The sequence below is a fragment of the Neorhizobium sp. CSC1952 genome (genome assembly GCF_030378245.1).
GTDB lineage: Bacteria > Pseudomonadota > Alphaproteobacteria > Rhizobiales > Rhizobiaceae > Neorhizobium > Neorhizobium oryzae_A.
Genome location: NZ_CP128416.1, coordinates 2,627,343 through 2,648,678 on the forward strand (window position 1 = coordinate 2,627,343; position 21,336 = coordinate 2,648,678).

The 21,336-nt window shown below is 63.5% G+C and carries 21 protein-coding genes; 9 read left to right on the forward strand and 12 right to left on the reverse strand.

From position 1 onward, the window contains the following. Positions 1 to 294 precede the first annotated feature (294 nt). The 8 genes from QTA58_RS12850 (at position 295) to pqqE (ending at position 7,188) form a co-directional block, all read left to right on the forward strand. Positions 295 to 2,175 (forward strand): methanol/ethanol family PQQ-dependent dehydrogenase, encoded by a 1,881-nt coding sequence (locus tag QTA58_RS12850; RefSeq protein WP_085420606.1) that lies wholly within the window; start codon positions 295 to 297, stop codon positions 2,173 to 2,175. 176 nt (positions 2,176 to 2,351) lie between these two features. Further along, a complete protein-coding gene (locus QTA58_RS12855; RefSeq protein WP_085420605.1) occupies positions 2,352 to 2,873 on the forward strand; it encodes a c-type cytochrome, methanol metabolism-related in 522 nt (173 codons plus the stop codon). Positions 2,874 to 2,877: 4 nt separating this feature from the next. Beyond that, positions 2,878 to 3,735: a substrate-binding domain-containing protein gene (locus QTA58_RS12860; protein WP_085420604.1), complete on the forward strand. Its 858-nt coding sequence runs from the start codon at positions 2,878 to 2,880 to the stop codon at positions 3,733 to 3,735. A gap of 102 nt (positions 3,736 to 3,837) precedes the next feature. Then, complete coding sequence (locus tag QTA58_RS12865) at positions 3,838 to 4,038, forward strand: hypothetical protein (protein ID WP_289669124.1); 201 nt, start codon at positions 3,838 to 3,840, stop codon at positions 4,036 to 4,038. A 66-nt stretch (positions 4,039 to 4,104) separates the two neighbouring features. Beyond that, on the forward strand, positions 4,105 to 5,043 hold the full coding sequence (gene pqqB, locus QTA58_RS12870) for a pyrroloquinoline quinone biosynthesis protein PqqB (protein ID WP_289669125.1): 939 nt from the start codon (positions 4,105 to 4,107) through the stop codon (positions 5,041 to 5,043). Further along, the gene (gene pqqC, locus QTA58_RS12875) at positions 5,040 to 5,795 is read left to right on the forward strand and encodes a pyrroloquinoline-quinone synthase PqqC (protein ID WP_289669126.1); all 756 of its coding nucleotides are present in this window, start codon (positions 5,040 to 5,042) and stop codon (positions 5,793 to 5,795) included. Before pqqB ends, pqqC begins: the two co-directional genes overlap by 4 nt. Beyond that, the gene (gene pqqD / locus QTA58_RS12880; protein WP_289669127.1) at positions 5,792 to 6,094 is read left to right on the forward strand and encodes a pyrroloquinoline quinone biosynthesis peptide chaperone PqqD; all 303 of its coding nucleotides are present in this window, start codon (positions 5,792 to 5,794) and stop codon (positions 6,092 to 6,094) included. The genes pqqC and pqqD overlap by 4 nt, the downstream gene beginning before the upstream one ends. Beyond that, a complete protein-coding gene (gene pqqE, locus QTA58_RS12885) occupies positions 6,091 to 7,188 on the forward strand; it encodes a pyrroloquinoline quinone biosynthesis protein PqqE (RefSeq protein ID WP_289669128.1) in 1,098 nt (365 codons plus the stop codon). The genes pqqD and pqqE overlap by 4 nt, the downstream gene beginning before the upstream one ends. A 67-nt stretch (positions 7,189 to 7,255) precedes the next feature. On the opposite strand, the gene atzF is transcribed toward pqqE, so the two are convergent. From atzF to QTA58_RS12935, 10 genes are read right to left on the reverse strand one after another with little or no spacing between them, the layout of a single operon-like run. Then, complete coding sequence (gene atzF, locus QTA58_RS12890) at positions 7,256 to 9,088, reverse strand: allophanate hydrolase (protein ID WP_289669129.1); 1,833 nt, start codon at positions 9,086 to 9,088, stop codon at positions 7,256 to 7,258. Further along, positions 9,085 to 9,438: a cupin domain-containing protein gene (locus QTA58_RS12895; RefSeq protein ID WP_085420598.1), complete on the reverse strand. Its 354-nt coding sequence runs from the start codon at positions 9,436 to 9,438 to the stop codon at positions 9,085 to 9,087. Before QTA58_RS12895 ends, atzF begins: the two co-directional genes overlap by 4 nt. Further along, a complete protein-coding gene (locus QTA58_RS12900) occupies positions 9,431 to 10,099 on the reverse strand; it encodes an isochorismatase family cysteine hydrolase (protein ID WP_289669130.1) in 669 nt (222 codons plus the stop codon). The genes QTA58_RS12895 and QTA58_RS12900 overlap by 8 nt, the downstream gene beginning before the upstream one ends. Then, a complete protein-coding gene (locus QTA58_RS12905) occupies positions 10,099 to 11,649 on the reverse strand; it encodes an ABC transporter ATP-binding protein (RefSeq protein ID WP_289669131.1) in 1,551 nt (516 codons plus the stop codon). Before QTA58_RS12905 ends, QTA58_RS12900 begins: the two co-directional genes overlap by 1 nt. 1 nt (position 11,650) lies before the next feature. Next, entirely contained in the window at positions 11,651 to 12,706 is a 1,056-nt protein-coding gene (locus tag QTA58_RS12910; protein ID WP_289669132.1) for a ring-opening amidohydrolase, read from the reverse strand. Next, positions 12,706 to 13,407 (reverse strand): isochorismatase family cysteine hydrolase, encoded by a 702-nt coding sequence (locus QTA58_RS12915; RefSeq protein ID WP_289669133.1) that lies wholly within the window; start codon positions 13,405 to 13,407, stop codon positions 12,706 to 12,708. The genes QTA58_RS12910 and QTA58_RS12915 overlap by 1 nt, the downstream gene beginning before the upstream one ends. Positions 13,408 to 13,435: 28 nt before the next feature. After that, complete coding sequence (locus QTA58_RS12920) at positions 13,436 to 14,452, reverse strand: formamidase (protein ID WP_289669134.1); 1,017 nt, start codon at positions 14,450 to 14,452, stop codon at positions 13,436 to 13,438. 12 nt (positions 14,453 to 14,464) lie between these two features. Next, positions 14,465 to 15,391, reverse strand: a complete 927-nt coding sequence (locus tag QTA58_RS12925; protein ID WP_289669135.1) for an ABC transporter permease — start codon at positions 15,389 to 15,391, stop codon at positions 14,465 to 14,467. Next, entirely contained in the window at positions 15,391 to 16,521 is a 1,131-nt protein-coding gene (locus QTA58_RS12930) for an ABC transporter permease (RefSeq protein ID WP_289669136.1), read from the reverse strand. The genes QTA58_RS12925 and QTA58_RS12930 overlap by 1 nt, the downstream gene beginning before the upstream one ends. 20 nt (positions 16,522 to 16,541) lie before the next feature. After that, complete coding sequence (locus QTA58_RS12935; protein WP_289669137.1) at positions 16,542 to 17,669, reverse strand: BMP family ABC transporter substrate-binding protein; 1,128 nt, start codon at positions 17,667 to 17,669, stop codon at positions 16,542 to 16,544. 340 nt (positions 17,670 to 18,009) lie between these two features. On the opposite strand from QTA58_RS12935, the gene QTA58_RS12940 reads away from it, so the two are divergent. Then, the gene (locus tag QTA58_RS12940; RefSeq protein WP_085420590.1) at positions 18,010 to 18,687 is read left to right on the forward strand and encodes a GntR family transcriptional regulator; all 678 of its coding nucleotides are present in this window, start codon (positions 18,010 to 18,012) and stop codon (positions 18,685 to 18,687) included. Between the two features lie 113 nt (positions 18,688 to 18,800). Here the strand turns inward: QTA58_RS12940 and QTA58_RS12945 are convergent, their stop codons facing one another. Both QTA58_RS12945 and QTA58_RS12950 read right to left on the reverse strand, forming a co-directional pair. Further along, on the reverse strand, positions 18,801 to 20,063 hold the full coding sequence (locus QTA58_RS12945) for a four-carbon acid sugar kinase family protein (RefSeq protein WP_289669138.1): 1,263 nt from the start codon (positions 20,061 to 20,063) through the stop codon (positions 18,801 to 18,803). Continuing rightward, positions 20,060 to 21,331: a RuBisCO large subunit C-terminal-like domain-containing protein gene (locus tag QTA58_RS12950; RefSeq protein WP_289669139.1), complete on the reverse strand. Its 1,272-nt coding sequence runs from the start codon at positions 21,329 to 21,331 to the stop codon at positions 20,060 to 20,062. The genes QTA58_RS12945 and QTA58_RS12950 overlap by 4 nt, the downstream gene beginning before the upstream one ends. Positions 21,332 to 21,336: the final 5 nt, after the last annotated feature.

Sequence of the window (21,336 nt, forward strand, 5' to 3'; positions counted from 1 at the left end):
CAGCGAATATTGATTGAGAAACACGCTTGCGGAAAACAATTCTATCTCTTATGGTTAGGTTGTTTCCGGCTTCAAGGACGTTACCGTCAAGGGAGTGGTGACAGTCTTCGTAGGCCAAGCGGGTGGGCGGTAACGGTGCCCTCCGCGCGCCTGGCTTAGGTCGTGACACGCTGCCGGAAATACTTCCCACACGCTGAACTGGTGACGCGGGGCTCCTGTTATGAAACGGGCGCAGCCGCAACATGTCATCCATGCGAACTTAGGGAGGACTAAATGCGTGTACGTGCAAACTTCATGACATCGGCATTGGTGACGGCTGCGGTATCTCTATCATTGGCGGGAGGAGTATTTGCCAATGACGAGGTCCAGAAGCTGATCTCCGATTCCAAGAACTGGGCGATTCCGACGGGTGACTATGCCAATACCCGCTATTCGAAATTGAACCAGATCAACAAGGACAATGTGAAGAACCTTCAGGTCAAGTGGACGTTTTCGACCGGCGTGCTGCGCGGCCATGAAGGTGGACCTCTGGTGATCGGCGACGTCATGTACGTCCATGCGCCGTTCCCGAATACGGTCTATGCCCTAGACCTCAACAACGACGGCAAGATCCTTTGGAAATATGAGCCCAAGCAGGATCCGAACGTCATTCCGATCATGTGCTGCGACACGGTCAACCGCGGCGTCGCCTATGGCGACGGCAAGATCATCCTCTACCAGGCCGATACGACGGTAACCGCCCTCGACGCCAAGACGGGCAAGGTCGCCTGGCAGGCGAAAAACGGCGAGAACACCGCCGGCGGCCAGGGTGAGAGCGGAACCTCCGCTCCGATGGTCTTCAAGGACAAGGTGCTGATCGGCATCTCCGGCGGCGAGTTCGGTGTCCGCGGCCATGTGACCGCGTATAACCTGAAGGACGGTTCGGTCGCCTGGAAGGCCTACTCGACCGGTCCCGACTCCGAAACCCTGATGGACGGCGAGAAGACGACCCAGCTCGGCAAGCCGGTCGGCAAGGATTCCGGCGTCAGCAGCTGGGAAGGCGAGCAGTGGAAGCAGGGCGGCGGAACGACCTGGGGCTGGTATGCCTTCGATCCGAAGCTGAACCTGGTCTATTACGGAACCGGCAACCCCTCGACCTGGAACCCGGTCCAGCGGCCCGGCGACAACAAGTGGTCGATGACGATCTTCGCCCGCGACGCCGACACCGGCATGGCGAAGTGGGTCTATCAGATGACCCCGCATGACGAATGGGACTACGATGGCGTCAACGAGATGATCCTCGTCGACGGCATGCAGGTCAACGGTGCGGCACATGACGTTCTGGTCCATTTCGACCGCAACGGCTTCGCGTATACGCTGGACCGCGGAGATGGCGAGCTGCTTGTCGCCAAGAAGTACGATCCGACGGTCAACTGGGCGACGGAAGTCGTCATGGACCCGAAGAGCGAGCAGTATGGCCGTCCGCAGGTCGTGGCTCAGTATTCGACCCAGCAGAACGGCGAGGACACCAACACCACGGGCGTATGCCCCGCGGCGCTTGGCACCAAGGACCAGCAGCCGGCCACGTATTCCCCGAAGACCGGGCTGTTCTACGTGCCGACCAACCATGTCTGCATGGACTACGAGCCGTACAAGGTAAGCTATACCGCCGGTCAGCCCTATGTGGGCGCGACGGTATCGATGTATCCCACTCCCAACAGCCATGGCGGGATGGGCAACTTCATCGCCTGGGATGCCGCCAAGGGTGAGATCGTCTGGTCGAAGCCGGAGCAGTTCTCGGTATGGTCGGGCGCGCTGTCGACCGATGGCGACGTCGTCTTCTACGGCACGCTCGAAGGCTATATCAAGGCTGTCGATCACGACGGTAACGAACTCTACAAGTTCAAGACCCCGTCCGGCATCATCGGCAACATCAACACCTTCGAGCACAACGGCAAGCAGTATATCGCCGTGCTGTCGGGTGTCGGCGGCTGGGCAGGTATCGGCCTCGCAGGCGGTCTGCTCCAGGCCGAAGGCGCGGCTGCCTGGCAGACCGCGGTTGCCGGCCAGAAGGCGCCGACTGACGAACAGCAGTCGATTGCCACGGCAGGTCTCGGCGCGGTCGGCGGATACGCCGCTCTTGCCGACTACACGACGCTGGGCGGTCAGCTCACCGTCTTCGGCCTCCCGGATTGATAGCGGGAGTATAGGCACGCCGATCTCGAGGAGTCGGTGATGCAGAGAAACGAGGGCCCGGATCGCCGGGAATCCCGGGCGGGCCCTCGATTTCGCCACGCAATCCACAACCCACCTGTCAACGCCGCATCGCGACAGCAAAGCTGTGTCCGTGGCGAAATGAGAAAGAGGTAGGAATGTCTGTCCGCAAAACAGTCTCGGTTATCGCCATGGCTCTTCTTATCGGTTCCAGCATCACCCTTGCCGCCGACGACAAGCAGAAGGCCGCAGCCGTTACCGAAGAAGACGGCAAATATTTCGATGCCGAGGGAACCCCCACGTTCAAGCTCCAGGATGACGGAACCGTGGATTGGTACACGTTCAGCGGATATCGCCGCTATCATTCGGACTGCCATACCTGTCACGGTCCCGACGGAATGGGTTCCAGCTATGCGCCGGCGCTCGTCAACTCGTTGAAGACGATGGATTATCCGACGTTTCTTTCGATCGTCGCAGAGGGGCGAAAGAATGTCGGCGGCGGCAAGGAAAACGTCATGCCCGCCTTCGGCGAAAACAAGAACGTCTACTGCTATATGGACGATATCTACATCTACCTGCGGGCGCGTGCGGTCGACGGGATCCCGCGCGGCAGGCCTCCCAAGAAAGCGGACAAGCCGCAGGCGGCCAAAGACCAAGAAGCATCGTGCATGGGGAGCTGAGCATATGTCTGCACGCAAATCCTGCGGTCTTTACATACTCTCCCTGATCGCGGCGATCGCCGCGGTCCCGGCCGCAGCATTCGCGCAGACCGCCGGGCTCGGCGCCGCGGGCGAGCTGGTCGATCCGGACGTGCTGCGTGTCTGCGCCGATCCCTCGAACATGCCGTTCACCGATGAAAGCGGGCAAGGCTTCGAAAACAAGCTGGCGGAGCTTGTGGCGGCGAAGACCGGTCGCAAGTCGGTTGCCTATACATGGTACCCGATGGCGACCGGCTTCGTCCGCAATACGCTGAGGGCCAATCGCTGCGATATCATCATGGGCTATGCCCAGGGCGACGAGCTCGTGCAGAACACCAATGCCTATTACCGCTCGACCTATGTCATGGTCTTCAAGAAGGGAAGCGGCCTGGAGGGCGTGGACACCATCGAGGACCCCAAGCTCGCCGGCAAGCGGGTGGGCGTCGTTGCGGGAACGCCGCCAAGCGCAAACCTGGCAAAAGCCAACCTGATGCGGACCGCCAAGACCTATCCTTTGATGGTGGATACGCGCACGATGCCTTCCATGGCCGAGGTGATGCTGAAGGATCTCCAGAACGACGCGATCGACGTTGCTTTCCTGTGGGGACCGATGGCCGGTTACTACGTCAAGGAGATCAATCCGGATTTCGTCGTGGTGCCGCTTCTCAAGGAGCAGGGCAGCCATATGTCCTACCGCATCACCATGGGCGTGCGTCCGTCCGATCAGGAATGGAAGCGCACGCTGAACACCGTCATCAGGGAAAGCCAGCCGGAAATTAACCGGATTCTTCTGCAATATCAGGTGCCGCTGATCGATGAGGCCGGCAACGAGATCAAGGGGTAGCGACGTTCCCGGCATTCTGCCGGATGCCCTGATGTCGCCGATGTGAAGGGCGATTGCGTTGGGACGAGGTTCGGCCTGTGGTAGCCTTCGGACTGCTTCAGAATGGCAGGCGCGAAACGTTCGAATTTCAGAGCTTGCGCCGGTGGGCGCACGATGCCGGAGGAGATCAAATCGTTGATCTCGGGCAAAGAGCGAGAGGAGAAGCTTATGAAGAAAAGCTGGAAAAAGCCGACGATGTGCACGGTTGCCGTCGGAATGGAAATGTCACGTTACCAGTCCGCCGAACTCAAGGCTAAGAAATAAGCGCATCCACCGCTCCATGCGGCATGTCCGCATGGAGCGGCTGCCGTCGGAAGGAAGCATCATCACATGCGGCTGAAGATCCTCGGCTCCGCGGCAGGCGGGGGATTCCCCCAATGGAACTGCAATTATCGGCTGAGCCGTTCCGCACGCAAGGGTGAAGGCGGCTTCCGGCCGCGGACGCAATCGAGTCTCGGCGTGTCCGCCGACGGCAAGGACTGGATCCTCTTCAACGCGTCTCCGGACATTCGCGAGCAGATTGCGGCGACTGCGGAATTGCAGCCGAGCGAAGACGGTCCCCTGCGGGCCTCACCCATCCGGGCCGTCATCCTGACGAATGCGGATGTCGATCATATCGCCGGGCTTTTGAGCCTACGCGAGCGGCATCGCTTCGTCATCTACGCAACGGCGCGGGTGCTTCGCGTGCTTGCCGAAAACAGCATTTTCAATGTTCTGGACAGGGAACTGGTCGAGCGCCGCGAGCTTCGCCTTGACGTTCCGACGCCGATTGCCGATTGGCAGGGCAAGCCGACCTCCATCGTCATCGAGGCTTTTCCGGTTCCCGGCAAGGTGGCCCTGTTTCTGGAGGATGCCGGCAAGGCGGAAGAAGGTTTCGGCACGCAGGAAGGCGATACGGTCGGAGTGCGCATTCTGCACGAGGGACATGATTCTCCGGTGCTGTATGTACCGGGCTGTGCCGCCATCGATGCCGACCTGAAAGAACGTATTGCCGCCGCGGCATGTCTGCTTTTCGACGGCACGGTCTATACGGACGACGAGATGCCGAGCGCCGGCGTCGGCACAAAGACGGGCCGGCGCATGGGACACCTGCACATTGCCGGTCCTGACGGGTCCATGGCCCTGCTTGCAGAAGTCGCGCCCGCTCGCCGCGTCTATGTCCATATCAACAACACCAATCCGATCCTCGACGAGAATTCACCCGAAACGGCAGCGGTGAGGGCAGGCGGGTGGGAGATCGGCTATGACGGGATGGAGATCCGCCTATGAGCGACTTTGCAGACGCGGCGCGAAACGGATTGACGTCCGCCGGGCTCGAAGAGGTACTCCGTCAGGTCGGGGCCGAACGATACCACAATCGCCATCCCTACCATCACAGGATGACGGCGGGGACGTTGACCAAGGCCGAACTTCAGGCCTGGGCGCTCAACCGGTACTGTTATCAGGCCATGATCCCCCGCAAGGACGCGACGATCGTCGCGCGGGCGGCGGATCCGGAATTCCGCGTCGAATGGCGCCGCAGGATCGAGGATCACGACGGGACGACCGGCTGGGACGGCGGCATCGCCCGCTGGATCAAGCTTGCGACCGGGCTGGGGCTCGACGGAGAGATGGTGAAGAGCGAGCGGTTTGCGCTGCCCGCGACCCGCTTCGCCGTCGGAGCATATCTGTCGTTCTGTACCAATCGCAGCCTGCTGGAAGCCGTCGCCTCGTCGCTGACGGAGCTGTTTTCTCCGGTGATCATCGGCGAGCGTGTTCCGGCCATGCTGGCGAAATACAGCTATGTGACGGAGGATACGCTCGCCTATTTCATGCCGAGGCTGACGCAGGCTCCGCGGGACTCCGACTTCGCGCTCGCCTATGTCCTGCGGCATGCGACCGATCCGGAAAAACAGCAAGCGGTCATCGATGCCCTCGTCTTCAAGTGCGATATCCTGTGGGCGATGCTGGACGCGCTGGACTACGCTTACGGAGAGGGCGGCAGCATTCCGCCGGGCGCCTTCGTGCCGGAGGCGCAATGATGGGAAGCAGCAGCCGTCAGCGCGCCGTCCTGTCCGAGCAGTCGAGGCCGCATCTGAAGCGCTATGTGCGGCTGCAATACGATCCGGTGCGCAGTGCCTGGGCGGTGCTTTCGCCGGAAAGGGTTTTCTGGCCGGACGAGGTCAGTCTTGATATACTGAAACTGTGCGACGGCCGGCACACGGTTTTTCAGATCGTCGACGAGCTTGCCGGCCAGTATGATGCGGCGCGCGAGGATATCGCGCCCGATGTCGAACAGTTCCTGCAGGAATGGTCCGACAGGTTTCTGGTGACGCTATGAGTGATGCACTTCTGCCTCCGATCGGCATGCTGGCCGAACTGACGCATCGCTGTCCCCTGCAATGCGTCTACTGTTCCAATCCGCTCGAACTCCTGAAGGCCGACAAGGAGCTCTCGACGGAAGCATGGCTTGCTCTCTTCGAAGAGGCGGCCGATCTGGGGGTGCTGCAGATCCACCTCTCCGGCGGAGAGCCGACGCTCAGGCCGGATCTCGAGCAATTCGTAAGCTGTCTGTCGCGGCGCGGCGTCTATACCAATCTCATCACCGCCGGGGTCGGCATTGCCGAGGGTTGGATCGAGAGGCTTCGGGATGCAGGCCTGGACCACGTGCAATTGAGCATCCAAGGAGCCCATGCGCCGACGACGGAGAAAATCGGCAATAACCGCGGCGCGCACGAGAAGAAGCTCGAAACCGCAAGACGGGTCGTGGAACTCGGCCTGCCGCTGACGATCAACGCGCCCATCCATCGGCACAATATAGAGGAAGTTCCCGCTTTCATCGATCTTGCCCTTTCCCTCGGGGCGGAGAGATTGGAGATCGCCAATGTGCAATATGCCGGCTGGGCGCTTCTCAACCGCAATGCCCTCATGCCCGGTCGCGAGGCGGTGGAGCGCCAGGTCGAGATCGTCGAGGAGGCTCAATCGCGGCTGCGGGGAATTCTGGCGATCGATTTCGTCGCGCCCGATTATTTCGCCATCTATCCGAAAGCCTGCATGGGCGGCTGGGCGCGGGATGCGTTCATGGTCGCCCCCGATGGCACGGCGCTTCCGTGTCATGCGGCGGGAACCATCCCGACCTTGCACTTCGAACGGTTCGGGGACCGGAGTCTGACGGACATCTGGGTCAATTCACCGGCCTTCAATGCCTTCCGCGGCGACGGCTGGATGCTGGAACCCTGCAGGAGCTGCGAGCGCCGGGAGGTCGACTGGGGCGGCTGCCGGTGCCAGGCCATGGCTATTGCGGGCGATGCGGCCGCGACGGACCCGGCCTGCATCAGGTCGCCGCTTCACAGCCGTATGGCGACGCTGATCGGGGAGGCCAATTCCGTCTCCGATGCCGACGATTTCCGGTATCGCCGCATCGGAAGGGCATAAATGTCCTCGGCCTCCATGCGGAGCCATAAGAGAACATGCGGCCGCATGCTGCTGCCCGATACGGCCCTCAGCCGGTCTTGCCGACTCTTTGAAGCGACGAAAGCTCCTTCAGATAGGCCCGCCAGCCGCCATAGCTTGTAATGTCGAGTGCTCCTTCGAGCGCCAGCGGCTCGGCGAGAAACCCCTTTGCCGAAGTGCCGTCGGAGAGCATGACCGTTCCGATGCCGAGCGGTGCGGGGATGGCGGCGACGAACAGTCCGAAGGCCGCCGGCGTCAGTTTCCAGACTTCCACCTCGATTTCACCGCCCTCGCCTTCCTCGACGCGGATCATGCCCGGTTTCGGCGGCACGGTGCCGGCGAGCGCGTAGAGCTTGTAGGCGGCCGAGGTTTGGGCCACGCGGGAGAACTTTCCGTCAAGCTCCGTGAGCTGCTGGTTCAGCGGCATGCCGGAGAGGTGCGCACCGACCACGACGATATCGATCAGGTCGCGGTCGTCGGACCTCGGGGCGGTTTCAGCAGAGGCGGGGAGGGGCCAGCCGGTGGCGCCGAGCGTCACGCCGCTTGCCTGGTGCAGGTCGCGGGCGATCGTCGCCGTCAGACCATCGCGGCCCGAGCGGGCGAGCAGGGTGACGCTGGCCGGAAGACCATCGGCGCGGCTGCCGGTCGGTACCGCGATGCCGCACATGTCGAGCAGGTTGACGAAGTTGGTATAGGTGCCGAGACGGGAGTTTTCCCGGATCGGCTCGGCTTCCAGATCGGCGACGGTATAATGCGACGGCGCGGTCGGCACGCAGAGGAGGTCGACCGAGGCGATCAGCGGCGCCAGCTTCCTTTTCAAAGCCTGCAGTGCATAGAAGCCGTTGAAGGCATCGGCGGCGGAGAGCGCTTTCGCGCCGCCATAGATCTTGCGCGTTACCGGGTGAAAGCTCTCTTCCTTCGTATCGAAGAAATCTTTCACAGCAGCGTAACGTTCGGCCACCCAGGCGCCCTCGTAGAGCAGGTTGGCAACCCTGTAAAAATCGCCGAAGGGCATCTCGACCAGCTTGTGGCCGAGCCTTGCGAGAGCGGACAGCGCGTCGTCATAGGCGGCTTCCATCAGCGTATCGCCGAAGAATTGCCGGTCGGCTCTCGCAGGCACGCCGATGGTGAGAACCGGCGGAGCCGAGCCGAAGCCGGTTGCCGGGATGGATTTCGAATAGGCGTCGGCCTCGTCGTATTCCGATGCGACGGAGAAGACGGCCCACGCGTCGTCCACCGTCAGCGCGAAGACGGAGACGCAATCGAGCGTCCGGCAGGCAGGAATGACGCCCGCCGTCGAAAGTGCGCCGACGCTCGGCTTCAGCCCGACGATGTTGTTGAGTCCGGCGGGAATGCGGCCCGAGCCGGCGGTATCGGTGCCGAGCGCGAAGCTGACGATGCCTTGCGCCGTCGCCACCGCCGAGCCGGAGGAAGAGCCGCCGGGCACCAGTTTCGGATCGATCGCGTTTTTCGGAATCGGATAGGGTGAACGCACACCGACCAGGCCGGTAGCGAACTGGTCGAGATTGGTCTTGCCGATGACGAGCGCGCCGGCCCCTCTCAGAAGCCGGACGACGGTCGCGTCCCTTTCCGGTCTATAGGCATAGTCCGGGCAGGCGGCGGTGGTCGGCATGCCGGCGACATCGATATTGTCTTTCACCGCGAAAGGGATGCCCCAGAGCGGCTTTTTCGGATCGAAGGCGCCGAGTTTCGCCGCTTCCGCGAGGACCGCAGCTTTTTCCGCCAGGTGGATGAAGATGCCGGGATCGTTCACCTCCGCAATGCGCGCGAAGACGGCCTCCACGATATCGGTGACGCTGCCGCCGCTGCGATAGAACGTGCGCAGCGAGGCGATATCAAACGCGGGTGTCTTCAGGCTCATGCGATTTCCTCTTCCAGTATTTTCACGGGCCGGTCCCACTGGATCAGTACGACGCAGCCGGTATCGCTCCAGACGGAGTGTTCCGTTCCGGGCGCGTTGACGATGTAGCTGCCGCGGCCGTAGTCGCCGGCCTCGTCGGACTGCACGCCGTCGAGCACCAGGATCGTCTCAAGCCCTTCATGCCGGTGGCGCGGCACGGATGCGCCGGCCTCGTATTTCAGAAGCGCCACGCCCGGCTGGTCGTCCTCGAACGGCCTGATCCAGTGGATCGTCACTTCATCACGGAAGGGACCGAATTCCAAATCCTTCCAGCCTCCCGATGTCAGGAGTTCGCGGGTCGATTCAGGCATGGGCTATCGCCTCCAGAATGTCGTCCACATGGGCGGTCCAGCCGACGATCGCGCCTTGCGCCCGGATCATGGCGATGGCGGCCGCCTTGAACTCAGGAAAATAGCTCTCCGTCGCCTCTTCGGCGAGAAGGCATTCGTAGCCCCGGTCGTTGGCCTCGCGCATCGTGGTCTGGACGCAGACTTCCGTCGTGACGCCCGCGAAGACGAGCTGCGTGATGCCCTTTTTCTTCAGCACGCCGCCAAGCTCGGTCGCGTAGAAGGCGCCCTTGCCGGGCTTTTCGATCACCACTTCGCCGTCGGCCGGTGCCAGTTCGGGAAGGATCGCCGTCCCCGGCTCGCCGGAGATCAGGATGCGCCCCATCGGGCCTTCATCGCCGATCCGGAGCGAGGGGTTGCCACGATTACGTTTTGAGAGCGGCAGGTCGGAAAGGTCCGGGCGGTGACATTCCATCGTATGGATGACCGGCAGCCCGGCAGCACGAAAGCCTTCGATCAGGCGCTTGACGTCCGGCACGATCCTGGTGATGCGGCTCACATCATTGCCGAGGCTTGCGCCGAACCCGCCGGGCTCCGCGAAATCCCGCTGCATGTCGATGACGATCAGCGCCAGTTCCCTGGGCCTCGCCAGAAAGGTGAAAGGTTTCGCCTTGATCCCGGCCATCAGTGATGCCCCGCCATATGGGCGCCGATCACGCCGATATCCGCCCCGCGCGCCGGGGTCTCGTAGACGAGCTTGCCCTCGGAAATGACCATGATGCGGTCGGACATTTCCAGGAGTTCGTCGAGGTCTTCGGAGAGCAGCAGCACGGCCGTGCCGGAGTTGCGGGCTTTCATGATGCGGGCGCGGATTTCCGCCACGGCCGAGAAATCGAGGCCGAAACAGGGGTTGGAGACGATCAGCAGATCGACCTTGCCGGTCAGCTCGCGGGCGAGCACGGCGCGCTGCACGTTGCCGCCAGAAAGTGCTGCGATCGGTGAAGACGAGGATGCCGTCTTCACCTTGAAATCGGAGATGAGTGCGGCCGCGCGTTTCTTCATCGCGCGCTTGGAGAGCCAGATCGCGTCCTTGCCGTCCGGTTTGAGGTCGAAGGTGCGGAAGGCGAGATTCTCGCTCACCGTCATCTTCGGCGCGCAGGCGTTCTGCAGCGGCTCTTCCGGGATGAAGCGGACGTTGTTCCTGCGGGTCTCCGGACGCGTCGCGCCATAGGCCCCGCCATTGACGACGACGCGGCCCGTATCGGCCGGACGCTGGCCGGCGAGGATTTCGGTGAGCTCCTTCTGGCCGTTGCCGGAAATGCCGGCGATGCCGACGATCTCGCCGGAGCGCACCGTCAGGTCATCGATCTCGATCGTCTTGAGGCCGGAGCGATCCGGCGCCTTGACCCGGCTGACCTTCAGGACGGGCTTTGCGGTTTCCGGCACGGGCAGGCGGCTGTCGAGCTCGGCGAGCTTCACGTCGCCGATCATCATCGCCGCCATGTCGGCGGTGGAAAGCTCGCCGATCCTGCCGGTGCCGACCAGTTTTCCGCGGCGCAGGATCGACACCGCGTCGGTGAACTTGGTCACCTCGTGGAATTTGTGGGAGATCATCAGCACCGTCAGCTGGCCGCGCTCGGTCATGCCGCGCACCAGACCGAGCATTTCGTCGGCTTCGGCGGGCGTCAGCACCGAGGTCGGCTCGTCGAGCACGAGGAAGGAGCGGCCGAGATAGAGCTGCTTGACGATTTCCAGCTTCTGCTTTTCGCCGGCCGCAAGCTCGCTCACCGGCCGATCGAACGGGATCTTGAACGGCATGCGCTCCATGAACGCGGCGAGTTCCTTGCGTTCCTTCGCCCAGTTGATGACGGCGGGCACCTCGGCGCGGCTGATGACGAGGTTTTCCGCCCCGGTCAGGGAGGGAACCAGCGTGAAATGCTGGTAGACCATGCCGAGCCCATAGGTCGCTGCGTTCCTGGGCGAGGCGATCGCCACCTCGCGGCCGTCGACCGAGAGCGAGCCGGAGGTCGCGTGATAGAAGCCCATGATGCATTTGACGAGCGTCGATTTTCCCGCGCCGTTTTCGCCGAGCAGCGCATGGAACGAACCGGCCGGCACGCTGATCGAGACATTATCCAGAGCAGTGAAGCTGCCGAAACGCATGGTCATGCCGAGCGTCTCGATGCCGACCGCCTTGCCGGTCTGCGGGAGGGGCGTATCGCGGACGGTGTTCACGTCAACTCTCCTTTTCGACGATGATGGCGACGGGACCGCCGCCGGAGGGTCCCTGGTGTTCGGCGCCGCCCGAGACATAGAGGTCGGTCATGCCGAAGAGACCGGCCAGAACACCGCCGACGAAGGCGCGGGCATGGCGCGTGCCGGAAATATCGGAATCGTCCAGCATTGTGTGGCGGCGGCCGGCGATCTTGCCGGACGGATCGGGTTCGGCCTTGGCAAGCACCGCCATCAGCCGTGCCCTTTCGGGCAGGCGGTCGCGGGCCTGGCGAACGGAGGCGGAATCGATGGCATTCCGCATGACGGCGTGGTCGATCGACAGCGGACCGGACCAGCCTGCGCCCATGCCGAGCACGACGATCTCGTGGTCGGTCAGTTCGACGCCGGCCGATGTGGAGGCGCAGCGGGAAAAGAGGTCGTAGCGCGTGCAGATGTCCTCATCCGCCATCGTCTCCGGATCCGCTTCGCCAAGCGCCACGGCCACGCCGAGCGCCGATGCGCCGCGCGACAGGCCCATGGATTTCAGCGTGTCGCGGGTTGCGACGGTTTCGCCGGCGGCCTCGGCGGCGGCGATGCGGGAAAGCGTCAGGAGCGGGCATTTGATCTGCACGAAATGCACGTCGGAAGGATTGTCGATGCCGGCATCCCTCATCGCAGCCCTGACGCCCTCGGCGACCAGCAGAACCTGCTCGCGCCGGCCGAGATGACGGGCAGGAAGCGGCGGGGTGCGGGCGGTGCCGATGGCAAGCGCGCGTTCGGCCGGCGCATCGCTGGCTTCGCGGGCAAAGACGGTCCAGTGCGGCGACAGCGCACCCTCCGTGCCGCCGGACATGACGAGCGAGACGCCCTCGACGCCATAGCGCGCGAACAGGTTCTCGAAACTGCGCGTGGCATAGCCGCGGGTGAAATCGTTGACGCAGCCGTTGCCCTCCGTCTTGCCGAGGACGGCGACGACGTGTTGCGGCTTCAGCCCGGCGGCGAACAGCGCCTCGACGCCGGAGACGTCATCCGGCCCGTCGGCGGGCACGCGATAGACATGGGCACGCAAGGACGGCATCAGGGCAGGGCCTCGATCAGTGTCTTGGAATTGGAAACCGAACCGAAGACGCCTCCCTGCATCTTCACCATCTTGATCGCAGCGAGGTGATTGCCGTAGTCGGTCGCGCCGCAGCAGTCTTCCAAGAGCAGGCATTCGAAGCCCCGGTCGTTCGCCTCGCGCATGGTGGTGGAGACGCAGACATCGGTCGTAATGCCGGTGAGGATGATGTTCTCGATGCGCTTCTGGTTGAGGATCAGTTCGAGGTCGGTGGCGCAGAACGAGCCCTTGCCCGGCTTGTCGATGATCGCCTCGCCTTCGATCGGATAGAGTTCCGGAATGATGTCCCAGCCGGGCTCGCCGCGCACCAGGATTCGGCCGCAGGGGCCGGGATCGCCGATGCCGGCGTTGATGCGCTGCGAGCGCCAGCGCTTGTTGGCCGGCAGGTCGGCGAGATCGGGGCGATGGCCCTCGCGGGTGTGGATGATGTGGTAGCCTTTTCCGCGCATGGCGGAGAGGACCTGTCTGATCGGCTCGATCGGCGCCTGAACGAGCGAGAGGTCGTAGCCCATGTGGTCGACATAGCCGCCCTTGCCGCAGAAGTCGGTCTGCATGTCGATGATGATCAGCGCCGTGTTGTCGGGCCTCAGCTTGCCGTTATAGGGCCACGGATAGGGATCGGCGTCGATAAAATGCCCTTTGGTCTCGGCCATCGCGTCCATCGTCTTTTCTCCTGTTTCGCGAGCCGACCTATTCGGCAGCAGGTTTGAGGGCTTCGCCGTAACGGCGTACGGGCTTGTCGAAACCGCAGGACGTGCCGTCGGTCACCTTCACATGCTCCTCCCAGGGCAGGCGGTATTTGCCGGCGACGAGATCGTGCATGTAGCTGTAGGGCGCATCGCCCGCACCGCCGGCGACGGCCACGTAGCCGCGATGGCCGAACTGGTAGATGTTGTTCTCGACGCCCCAGCCGCGCCTCGCCTCGCGTACCAGGTCGGGGCGCACCTCGGCGGTGATGATCTCGTTGACCCGGCCCGACGTGCCGTGAGCGATGATCGTGCCGTCGAAATTGCAGATCATGCCTTCGCCCATGGAATCGAACGTGCCGTCCGAACCGCACATGCACACGCTTGCCGTGACCATGAGGTTGCAGAAGGCGTTCGACTGATTGGTGAAGCGCCAGGCTTCGCGGATCGGCGCCGTATAGCCGGCGGTGCGGATCATGATCTCGGCGCCCTTGTAGGCACATTCGCGGGCCATTTCCGGAAACATGCCGTCATGGCAGATGATCAGCGCGAGCTTGGCGCCCTTCGGTCCGTCGATCACCGGGATGCCGAGATCGCCCGGTTCCCAGGGCTCGACCGGCACCCAGGGATGCATCTTGCGGTAATAGAGCTTGAGCTCCCCCTGGTCGTCGATGACGATGCCGGAGTTATAGGGCATGCCGCCGGGGTTCAGCTCCATGATCGAGAAGCAGCCCCAGATCGCGTTGTCCCTGCAGGCCTTTTTGAAGGCTGCGACCTCCGGCCCGTCGAGCTTGCACATGATCTCCGGATTGATGTCCATGGAAAGGCCGTGCAGCGCGTATTCGGGAAAGACGACGAGGTCCATGCCCGACTGGTTGCGCCGCGCCTTGGCCACCAGATCGACGATTACCTGCGTCTGCCTCGCGAGGTCCGCCCTGGTGACGGTCACCGGCAGCTGGAGCTGCACGAGGCCGATGCCGACGCCATGTTCGGATTTGTTGAGGCCGCCCAAGCCATTCATTGGAAAACTCCTTTATTTCGTGAGCGACAGCGCGCCCGGCGCACCCGTCAGCGAGCGGGTGGGGGAGGACGTGACGATCAGGATGATGAGGGTGAGCACGTAAGGCGCCGCGTAGAAGAGGTAGTAGCCCTGCGTGACGCCGATGGATTGCAGCGCGGGGCCGAGCGCTCCGGCGCCGCCGAAGAGCAGGGCGGCGAGGAAGCAGCCGATCGGGTTCCAGCGGGCGAAGATGACGAGCGCCACGGCCATCAACCCTTGCCCGGAGGAAATGCCTTCGTTCCAGGAGCCCGGATAATAAAGCGAGAGATAGGCGCCGCCGATCGCCGCCAGAGAGCCGCCGGCCGCGGTTGCCAGCAAGCGCACGGTATCCGGATTGATCCCCATGGCCCGGGCCGCATCCGTGCTGTCGCCGACCACACGCAGGATCAGGCCGATCCGCGTGTTCCTGAACGCCCAGAAGAGGAAAAGCGCCAGTGCTGCTCCGAGGAAGAACAGCACGTTGATGTTGAGTGCCGCCTGTACCTGAGGGACCGTTGACCAGCCCCCGAGCGGGATCGAGGGCAGTTTCGGCGCGGCCGGCTGGATGAATGGTTTTCCGAGGAAAAACGCGAGGCCCAGACCGAATTGCATCATGGCGATGCCGATCGCGATGTCGTTGACCTTCGGAAACTTGCAGATCCAGCCGTGGATCAGGCCGAAGACCGAACCGGTTGCCATGGCGGCGAGCACGCCGAGCCAGGGGGAGCCTGTCAGCACGGCGACCGCGTAAGCCGTCATCGCGCCGAAGACGAGCGTGCCTTCAAGCCCGAGATTGATGCGGCCGGAGCGTTCGGTGATCGTCTCGCCGAGCGAGACGAAGATGAACGGGGTGGAGACGCGGATGGCGCCCGCGAAAATCGCCAGAGGCACGCCCCAGATGCCGATGCCTGTCTCTTCCATCATTGGCTCCTTTTCCAGAGGTCGGGATTGAAGATCCTGAAGCGGCCGTAGAAAGTCTCGCAGAAGAGGATGACGACGAAGAGCGTGCCCTGCAGCACCAGCACGGTGGCATCCGGCAGGCCCATGCGCCGCTGGATCAGGCCGCCCGAGGCATCGATGCCGCCGAGCAGGATCGCGACCGGAATGATCGCCAGCGGATTGTGGCGGGCGAGGAAGGCGACGAGGATGCCGGTATAGCCGTATCCGGCGGCGAGCGAGGCATTGGCGCTGCCCTGCACGGCGGCCACCTCGATCATGCCTGCGAGGCCAGCGAAACTGCCGGCGACCGCCGTGAAGCCGGCGATCAGCTTGCCGACCGGCAGGCCCTGGATCTGCGCTGCACGGACATTGCCGCCGGAGATGCGGGCCGCAAAACCGTAGCTCGTCAGTTCGATCAGCGCCCAGGAGACGATGCAGGCCATGACGCCGATGACGAGACCCCAGTGGACGTCCATGCCGGGAATGTCGCCCATCATGTACTCGGCAGGCAGCGGCTTCGTGGACGGCTTGTTGAGGCTCGCCGGATCGCGCAGCGGCCCCTCGACGAACTGGTTCATCAGCGCGATCGCGATATAGGCGAGAAGCAGCGAGGAGATGGTCTCGTTGACGCCGCGGTAGTGGCGGAGAAACCCGGCGAGCCCGATCCAGATACCGCCGACGAGCATGGCGGCGAGGCCCATGAAAACGAACAGCAGGATGGGCGGGACGGTGCCGACGAAGGGCAGGGCGATCGCCGCCGCCGCGACGCCGCCGAGGACGACGGCACCTTCGCCGCCGATGATGACGAGGCCGAGGCGGGCGGGAAGCGCCACGCAAAGCGCCGTCAGCAGGAGGGGCGCTGCGCGGGAAAGGCTGTTCTGGATCGAGAACCAGCTTCCGAAACCGCCCGTGTACATGAGCTGGAAGAGGGTGACCGGCGACTTGCCGATCACCAAAATGAAGATGGAGAAAAGCGCCATGCCGATCAGGATCGCCACGAGCCCGATCGCTACAGGCTCGGCGCGTCGAGCCAGCCATTCGAGGAGGGGGCGGAACGAGGTGCCGCCGCCCGCCGCAATGGACATTCCGGGATCGTTCGCTTCGACCGTCATGGCGCTTCTCCCTCTCCCGGTCAGGAGGTCGACCCCACGACACCTTCGACCAGGTAAGCCATGCTTTCGAGATCGATCGCATCCTCCGCATAGGCCTTGTCGGCGGCGATCACGGCATTGCCCTTGTTGTCCTTCAGCGGCCCCTTGAAGACCGAGAACTTGCCGGCCATGACCTCGGCCAGCGTCGCCTCGAACTTCTTGCGGGCTTCGTCGGAAACGGCCGGCCCGAGCGGGCTCATCTTGACGAAACCGTCCTTCAGGCCGCCGCGGACGAAATTGCCGAGCTTCCTGCCACTTTGGGCCGCCTTGATGAAGTTCGTGTAGACATTGCCCCAGGCCCATTCGGCGCCGGTGAGATATTTGTCCTTGGCGAGCGCGCTCTGGTCGGCATGGTAGCCGCAGACGAAGGCGCCGCGGCCGGCCGCCGTCTCGACCACGACCTTAGGGCTGTCCACATGGCAGGTGATCACGTCGGCGCCCTGGTCGATCAGCGCGTTGGTGGCTTCGGCCTCCTTGACGGCGAGCGACCATTCGCCGGTGAAGATCACCTGGCAGGTGATGGTCGGATCGACCGAGCGTGCGCCGAGCAGGAAGGCGTTGATGTTCTGAAGAACCTGCGGAATGGGTTTTGCGGCGACGAAGCCGATCTTCTTGCTTTTGGTGGCATAGCCCGCTGCGATGCCGTTCAGATACTGGCCCTGGAAGATATAGCCGAAATAGGAACCGGTATTGGCCGGGTGCTTGCCTTCCTGCCAAAGCCCGCCGCAGTGGCGGAACTGCACATCCGGATATTTCGCGGCCATGGCCAGCATGTGCGGATCGAAATAACCGAAAGACGTCGGGAAGAGCAGGGTCGCGCCATCGAGATTGATCATGGATTCCATGGTTTTCTGGACATCCACGGTTTCGGGGACGTTTTCCTCCTCGACGAGTGTCACGCCTGGCATGCCCTTGATGACGGCGGCACCTTCCGCATGGGCCTGGTTGTAGCCGTAATCGTCCTTCGGGCCGACATAGATGAACCCGACGGTCAGCGCCGTCTGGGCGGCGGCTTTCGAGCCGATCAGGCCCGGTGCGAGACCGGTCAGGGCGCCGGCGGCGGAAGCCTGCAGGAAGTGGCGGCGATTCATGGAAAGGAGTTTGGTCATCGGGATGCTCCTTGCGGCGCTTGGGCCAGTTTCGGGCTAATACATGAAAGTGCATGCAATGCGCGTGCCAAAATATAAAACGTTGAAATAATTGAATTTTATCTGGAGTGTTCAACCGCATTTGCAAAAGTGCATGCAGATTGACCGGCGCTTTGACTAAGAAATAGACACTGTCGGTACCTGCATGAAAATAAAAGGCAGGTTGGGCGCGTGGTGAACGCAAACCATTCCTTCAAATGGTAAAAATATGGAATTATATCCGACGATTAGCCGTAAGGTTTGACTTATCGACAGCGTAGCGTCATCTGTATGCAAAGTGCTTAATTGAGTAGAATCACCCGTGAAACAGGTCAGGCGCCGAGAAGTCATCCGTCCCGGAACCACCGTCGAGCAGATGGTGCGGGCCATCGCCGATATGATCGTCACCGGAGCGATCCTGCCGGGCGAAAAACTGGACGAGGGTTCGCTGGCCGCCAGGTTCGACGTATCGCGCACGCCCGTACGCGAAGCGTTGCGGGAATTGGGCGCCATGGGGCTGGTGGCGCGCGAGCCGAACCGCAGCGCCGTCGTCACCAACGTGACGGAGGCCTATCTGCACTCGATGTTCGAGGCGATGGCGGAGCTCGAGGCGATCTGCGCCCGGTTAGCGGCCGAGCGGATGACCGTCGACGAGCGGCGCGCATTGGAGCTCGATCACCGGGCCTCGATGGCGCTCGTCCATCAGGGCGCGGACGAGGATTATTCGGCCTACAATACCGAATTCCACACACGGCTTTATCGCGGGGCGCATAACGAACATATCCTCGAAATGGTGACGCAAACGCGTGCACGGCTCGCTCCGTTCCGGCGGGCGCAGTTCCGCTTGCCGGGGCGCCTGACGAAATCCTACGAGGAGCACGGCCAGATCGTCACGGCGATCATGCGGGCGGATGGCGCGGCCGCGGGCCAAGCGGCATATTCCCACGTGGAAATCGTCAGCGACGCCAGCGCCGTCTTTGCCAAGGCAAACGAGAAGTAGCCGCTGGAGGCTACAGCATCGGCCCGAAAATCGGAATCGATTTTCGGTAAGCACGATGCGTAGATTCAATAAGTTAGAGCGTCCTTTGTGCGTCCGTTCGGACGCACGGCGCTCTAGGCCGCGAAACGATCGAAGAGATCGACGCTGCCCATCTGGCCGCCCTTCAGCATCAGCGTCATGCCGTCGCGATCCGGATTGTCGCTGCGGCCGGCCGAGATCGCCACGCCGGGCGAAATCTGCCCGCCATAGGCGAGGCCCCAAAGCCCGAGATTCTGAACGAGATGGCTGGACGTATCGCCGCCGGCGGCGATCAGCCTCCTTGCCGGGACTTCAGCGAGCAGACGGTCGACGAAGCGGCCCGTTGTTTCTGCAAGCCGCACATCAGCTCCGGAAATCGAAGCGGGATCGTCCGGGGCGGTCGAAAGCAGCACGTTGCGCTCTTCGCGGAGTGCGAGACAAATCCTGGTCGCCAGCTTTTCGCGGTAGGTGTCTTCGCCGACGAACCGGGCTGCATCCGCCTGGATGCGGATGAAGGACGTCGCGGCCTCGACCTGCATGCGGGTGAGGGGCGAGAGCGAACCCGCGACCGCAAGTACCGGTCCATGGTTTCTCGCGGCAAATCTCGCCGGCCCGATGGGGCGGTCATAAAAGACGGCCTCCGCGACGCTGCTGGCGCCGACCACGAGAAACGAGCCCTCGCGGGCGCGGCGGTTCAGTTCCCGGCCGATGGCTGCGATATGGTCCTCGGTCAGCGCGTCGAACAGGATGTTCGGCTCCGAGGCGGTCGGGATGCCGCCGCCATCGAGCATCGGCCAGGCAACGAGGCCGACCTCCCCCGCGCCCAGGGCCTGCAGATGCCTGCGCAGGTCTGCCTCGGTCATCGGCGTCGAGGGATGCCGGCTCATGGTCGGATGGCGGTCGAGGCGATGGACCGTGCCGCCGGATCCCGCCGCGGCGAAGAGGTTGCCGAAGGCGCAATAGCGCGCGAGCGAGGGCTGGCCGCCGAGGATCAAGGCTTGTTTCTGCCTGACGAAGCCGCGGAGGACCTTCATCGCCGTCGCGATATTGCCGATGTTCAAGGCACTGTCGAAAGTCGAGCAGCACTTGTAATGCAGAACCCGCACACCGCATTTCCCGAAGAAACGGCCGGCGGGCGCGAGCGCCTTTTCCATCCCGGCGGGAGCCATGGCGCGGGCCGAGCCGGCGATGCCGATCGCGTCGAGCTCGCCGGCCTCGGAAAGGTGGCGCTCAGATGGGGGAGCGAGGAACAGGAAAGACCTGACCCCGCGCATCGAGAGCGTCGCAAGCGTGTCCGTCGCGCCGGTGAAGTCATCCCCGTACCAGCCGTAGAACGGCATCCTGGTCCCGTCGCTCATCCGGCTTTCCCGAAGAAATCCAGCGCCTCGCGAAGCGCCTCCGAAGACCGGGCCGCCTCTTCGAGCGACCTTCCTTCGCGCATCGCCCGGAAGGCCGCGCGGATGCTTTCTATCCCCGCTGCCGGTCCGCCCGGGTGGCCCATGATGCCGCCGCCCGCCATGAACAGGAAATCGTCACCGCCCGCGGCCTTCCAGGTGGCCGGAACCGTGCCCGCCCACTGGCCGGAGGAGAAGGCCGGCAGGACGCGGTCGTCGGACCTGTCGTCGAGCGGCGTGAGGCAGAGCGCCGTGCTTTCGATCACTTCGCCGTTCTCCTGCGCGAACTTGCCGTCGAGCCCATGCACATGCATGTGATCGACGCCCGCGAGCCGCCAGAGAACCTGATAGGCCGGGAAGCCGATGCCGAGCACGTCGCAGCGCGACAGGGCGCCGAAGCCGTTGCGATGGCCGTGGAGCGCCAGATCGGTCGAGCGCCTGAGCGTTTCGACGGCGGAAAAGCCGCACCAGTTGAGATTGGCCATCACGCAGGTGCCGCCCTCTTCCGCGACGAGGTCCGCATGCCGGCGCATGGCGTCGGTCTCATCGGTGATGTTGAAGGCGATCATCACCCGGCGGCCGAGCCGGTCTTCGGCGCGCTTCACCGCCGCCATGACGGCCGGGATGCGCTCGGCGAGCGGCGCATACACCGGATTGGCGGAAATCTCGTCGTCCTTGACGAAGTCGATGCCGGCGGCACAGAGCCGCTCGACCAGTTTGCCGGTGTCTTCCGCCGTCAGCCCGACATTCGGCTTGATGATCGAGCCGATCATCGGCCCTTCCGCGACGCCCGTCAGCCTGCGGGTGCCGGAAATGCCCTGTTTCGGCATGGCATATTGCCGCCGCCAGGAGGCCGGCAGCGCGATGTTCTCCAACCTCAGGCCGGTGACCTCGCCGAGATCGTAGAGATTGCCGGCGACGGTCGAGGCGAGCGCTGCGAGGTTGACGCCGATATTGTCGATCGGAAAGCGGATTTTTACCGTCGCCCGATGCGGCCGGGCGGTGATGCCGCGGCGGTTCAGCCAGGCGCTCGGCAATGTCGCGTTTTCCACTTCGCCGCGATCCTCGATAGCGATCACCTCGGCGCGCGCCCGGGCGCGCAGGTCGTCCGTCTCGCCTTCCACCCTGATGAAGGTTCCCGAAGACTGTTCGCCCGCCATGATCTCGGCCACCTTCGCCAGCGGCAGCGGCGTTTCGACCAGGTAATCGGCGGTGAAATGCGTATCCGTCACCGGGC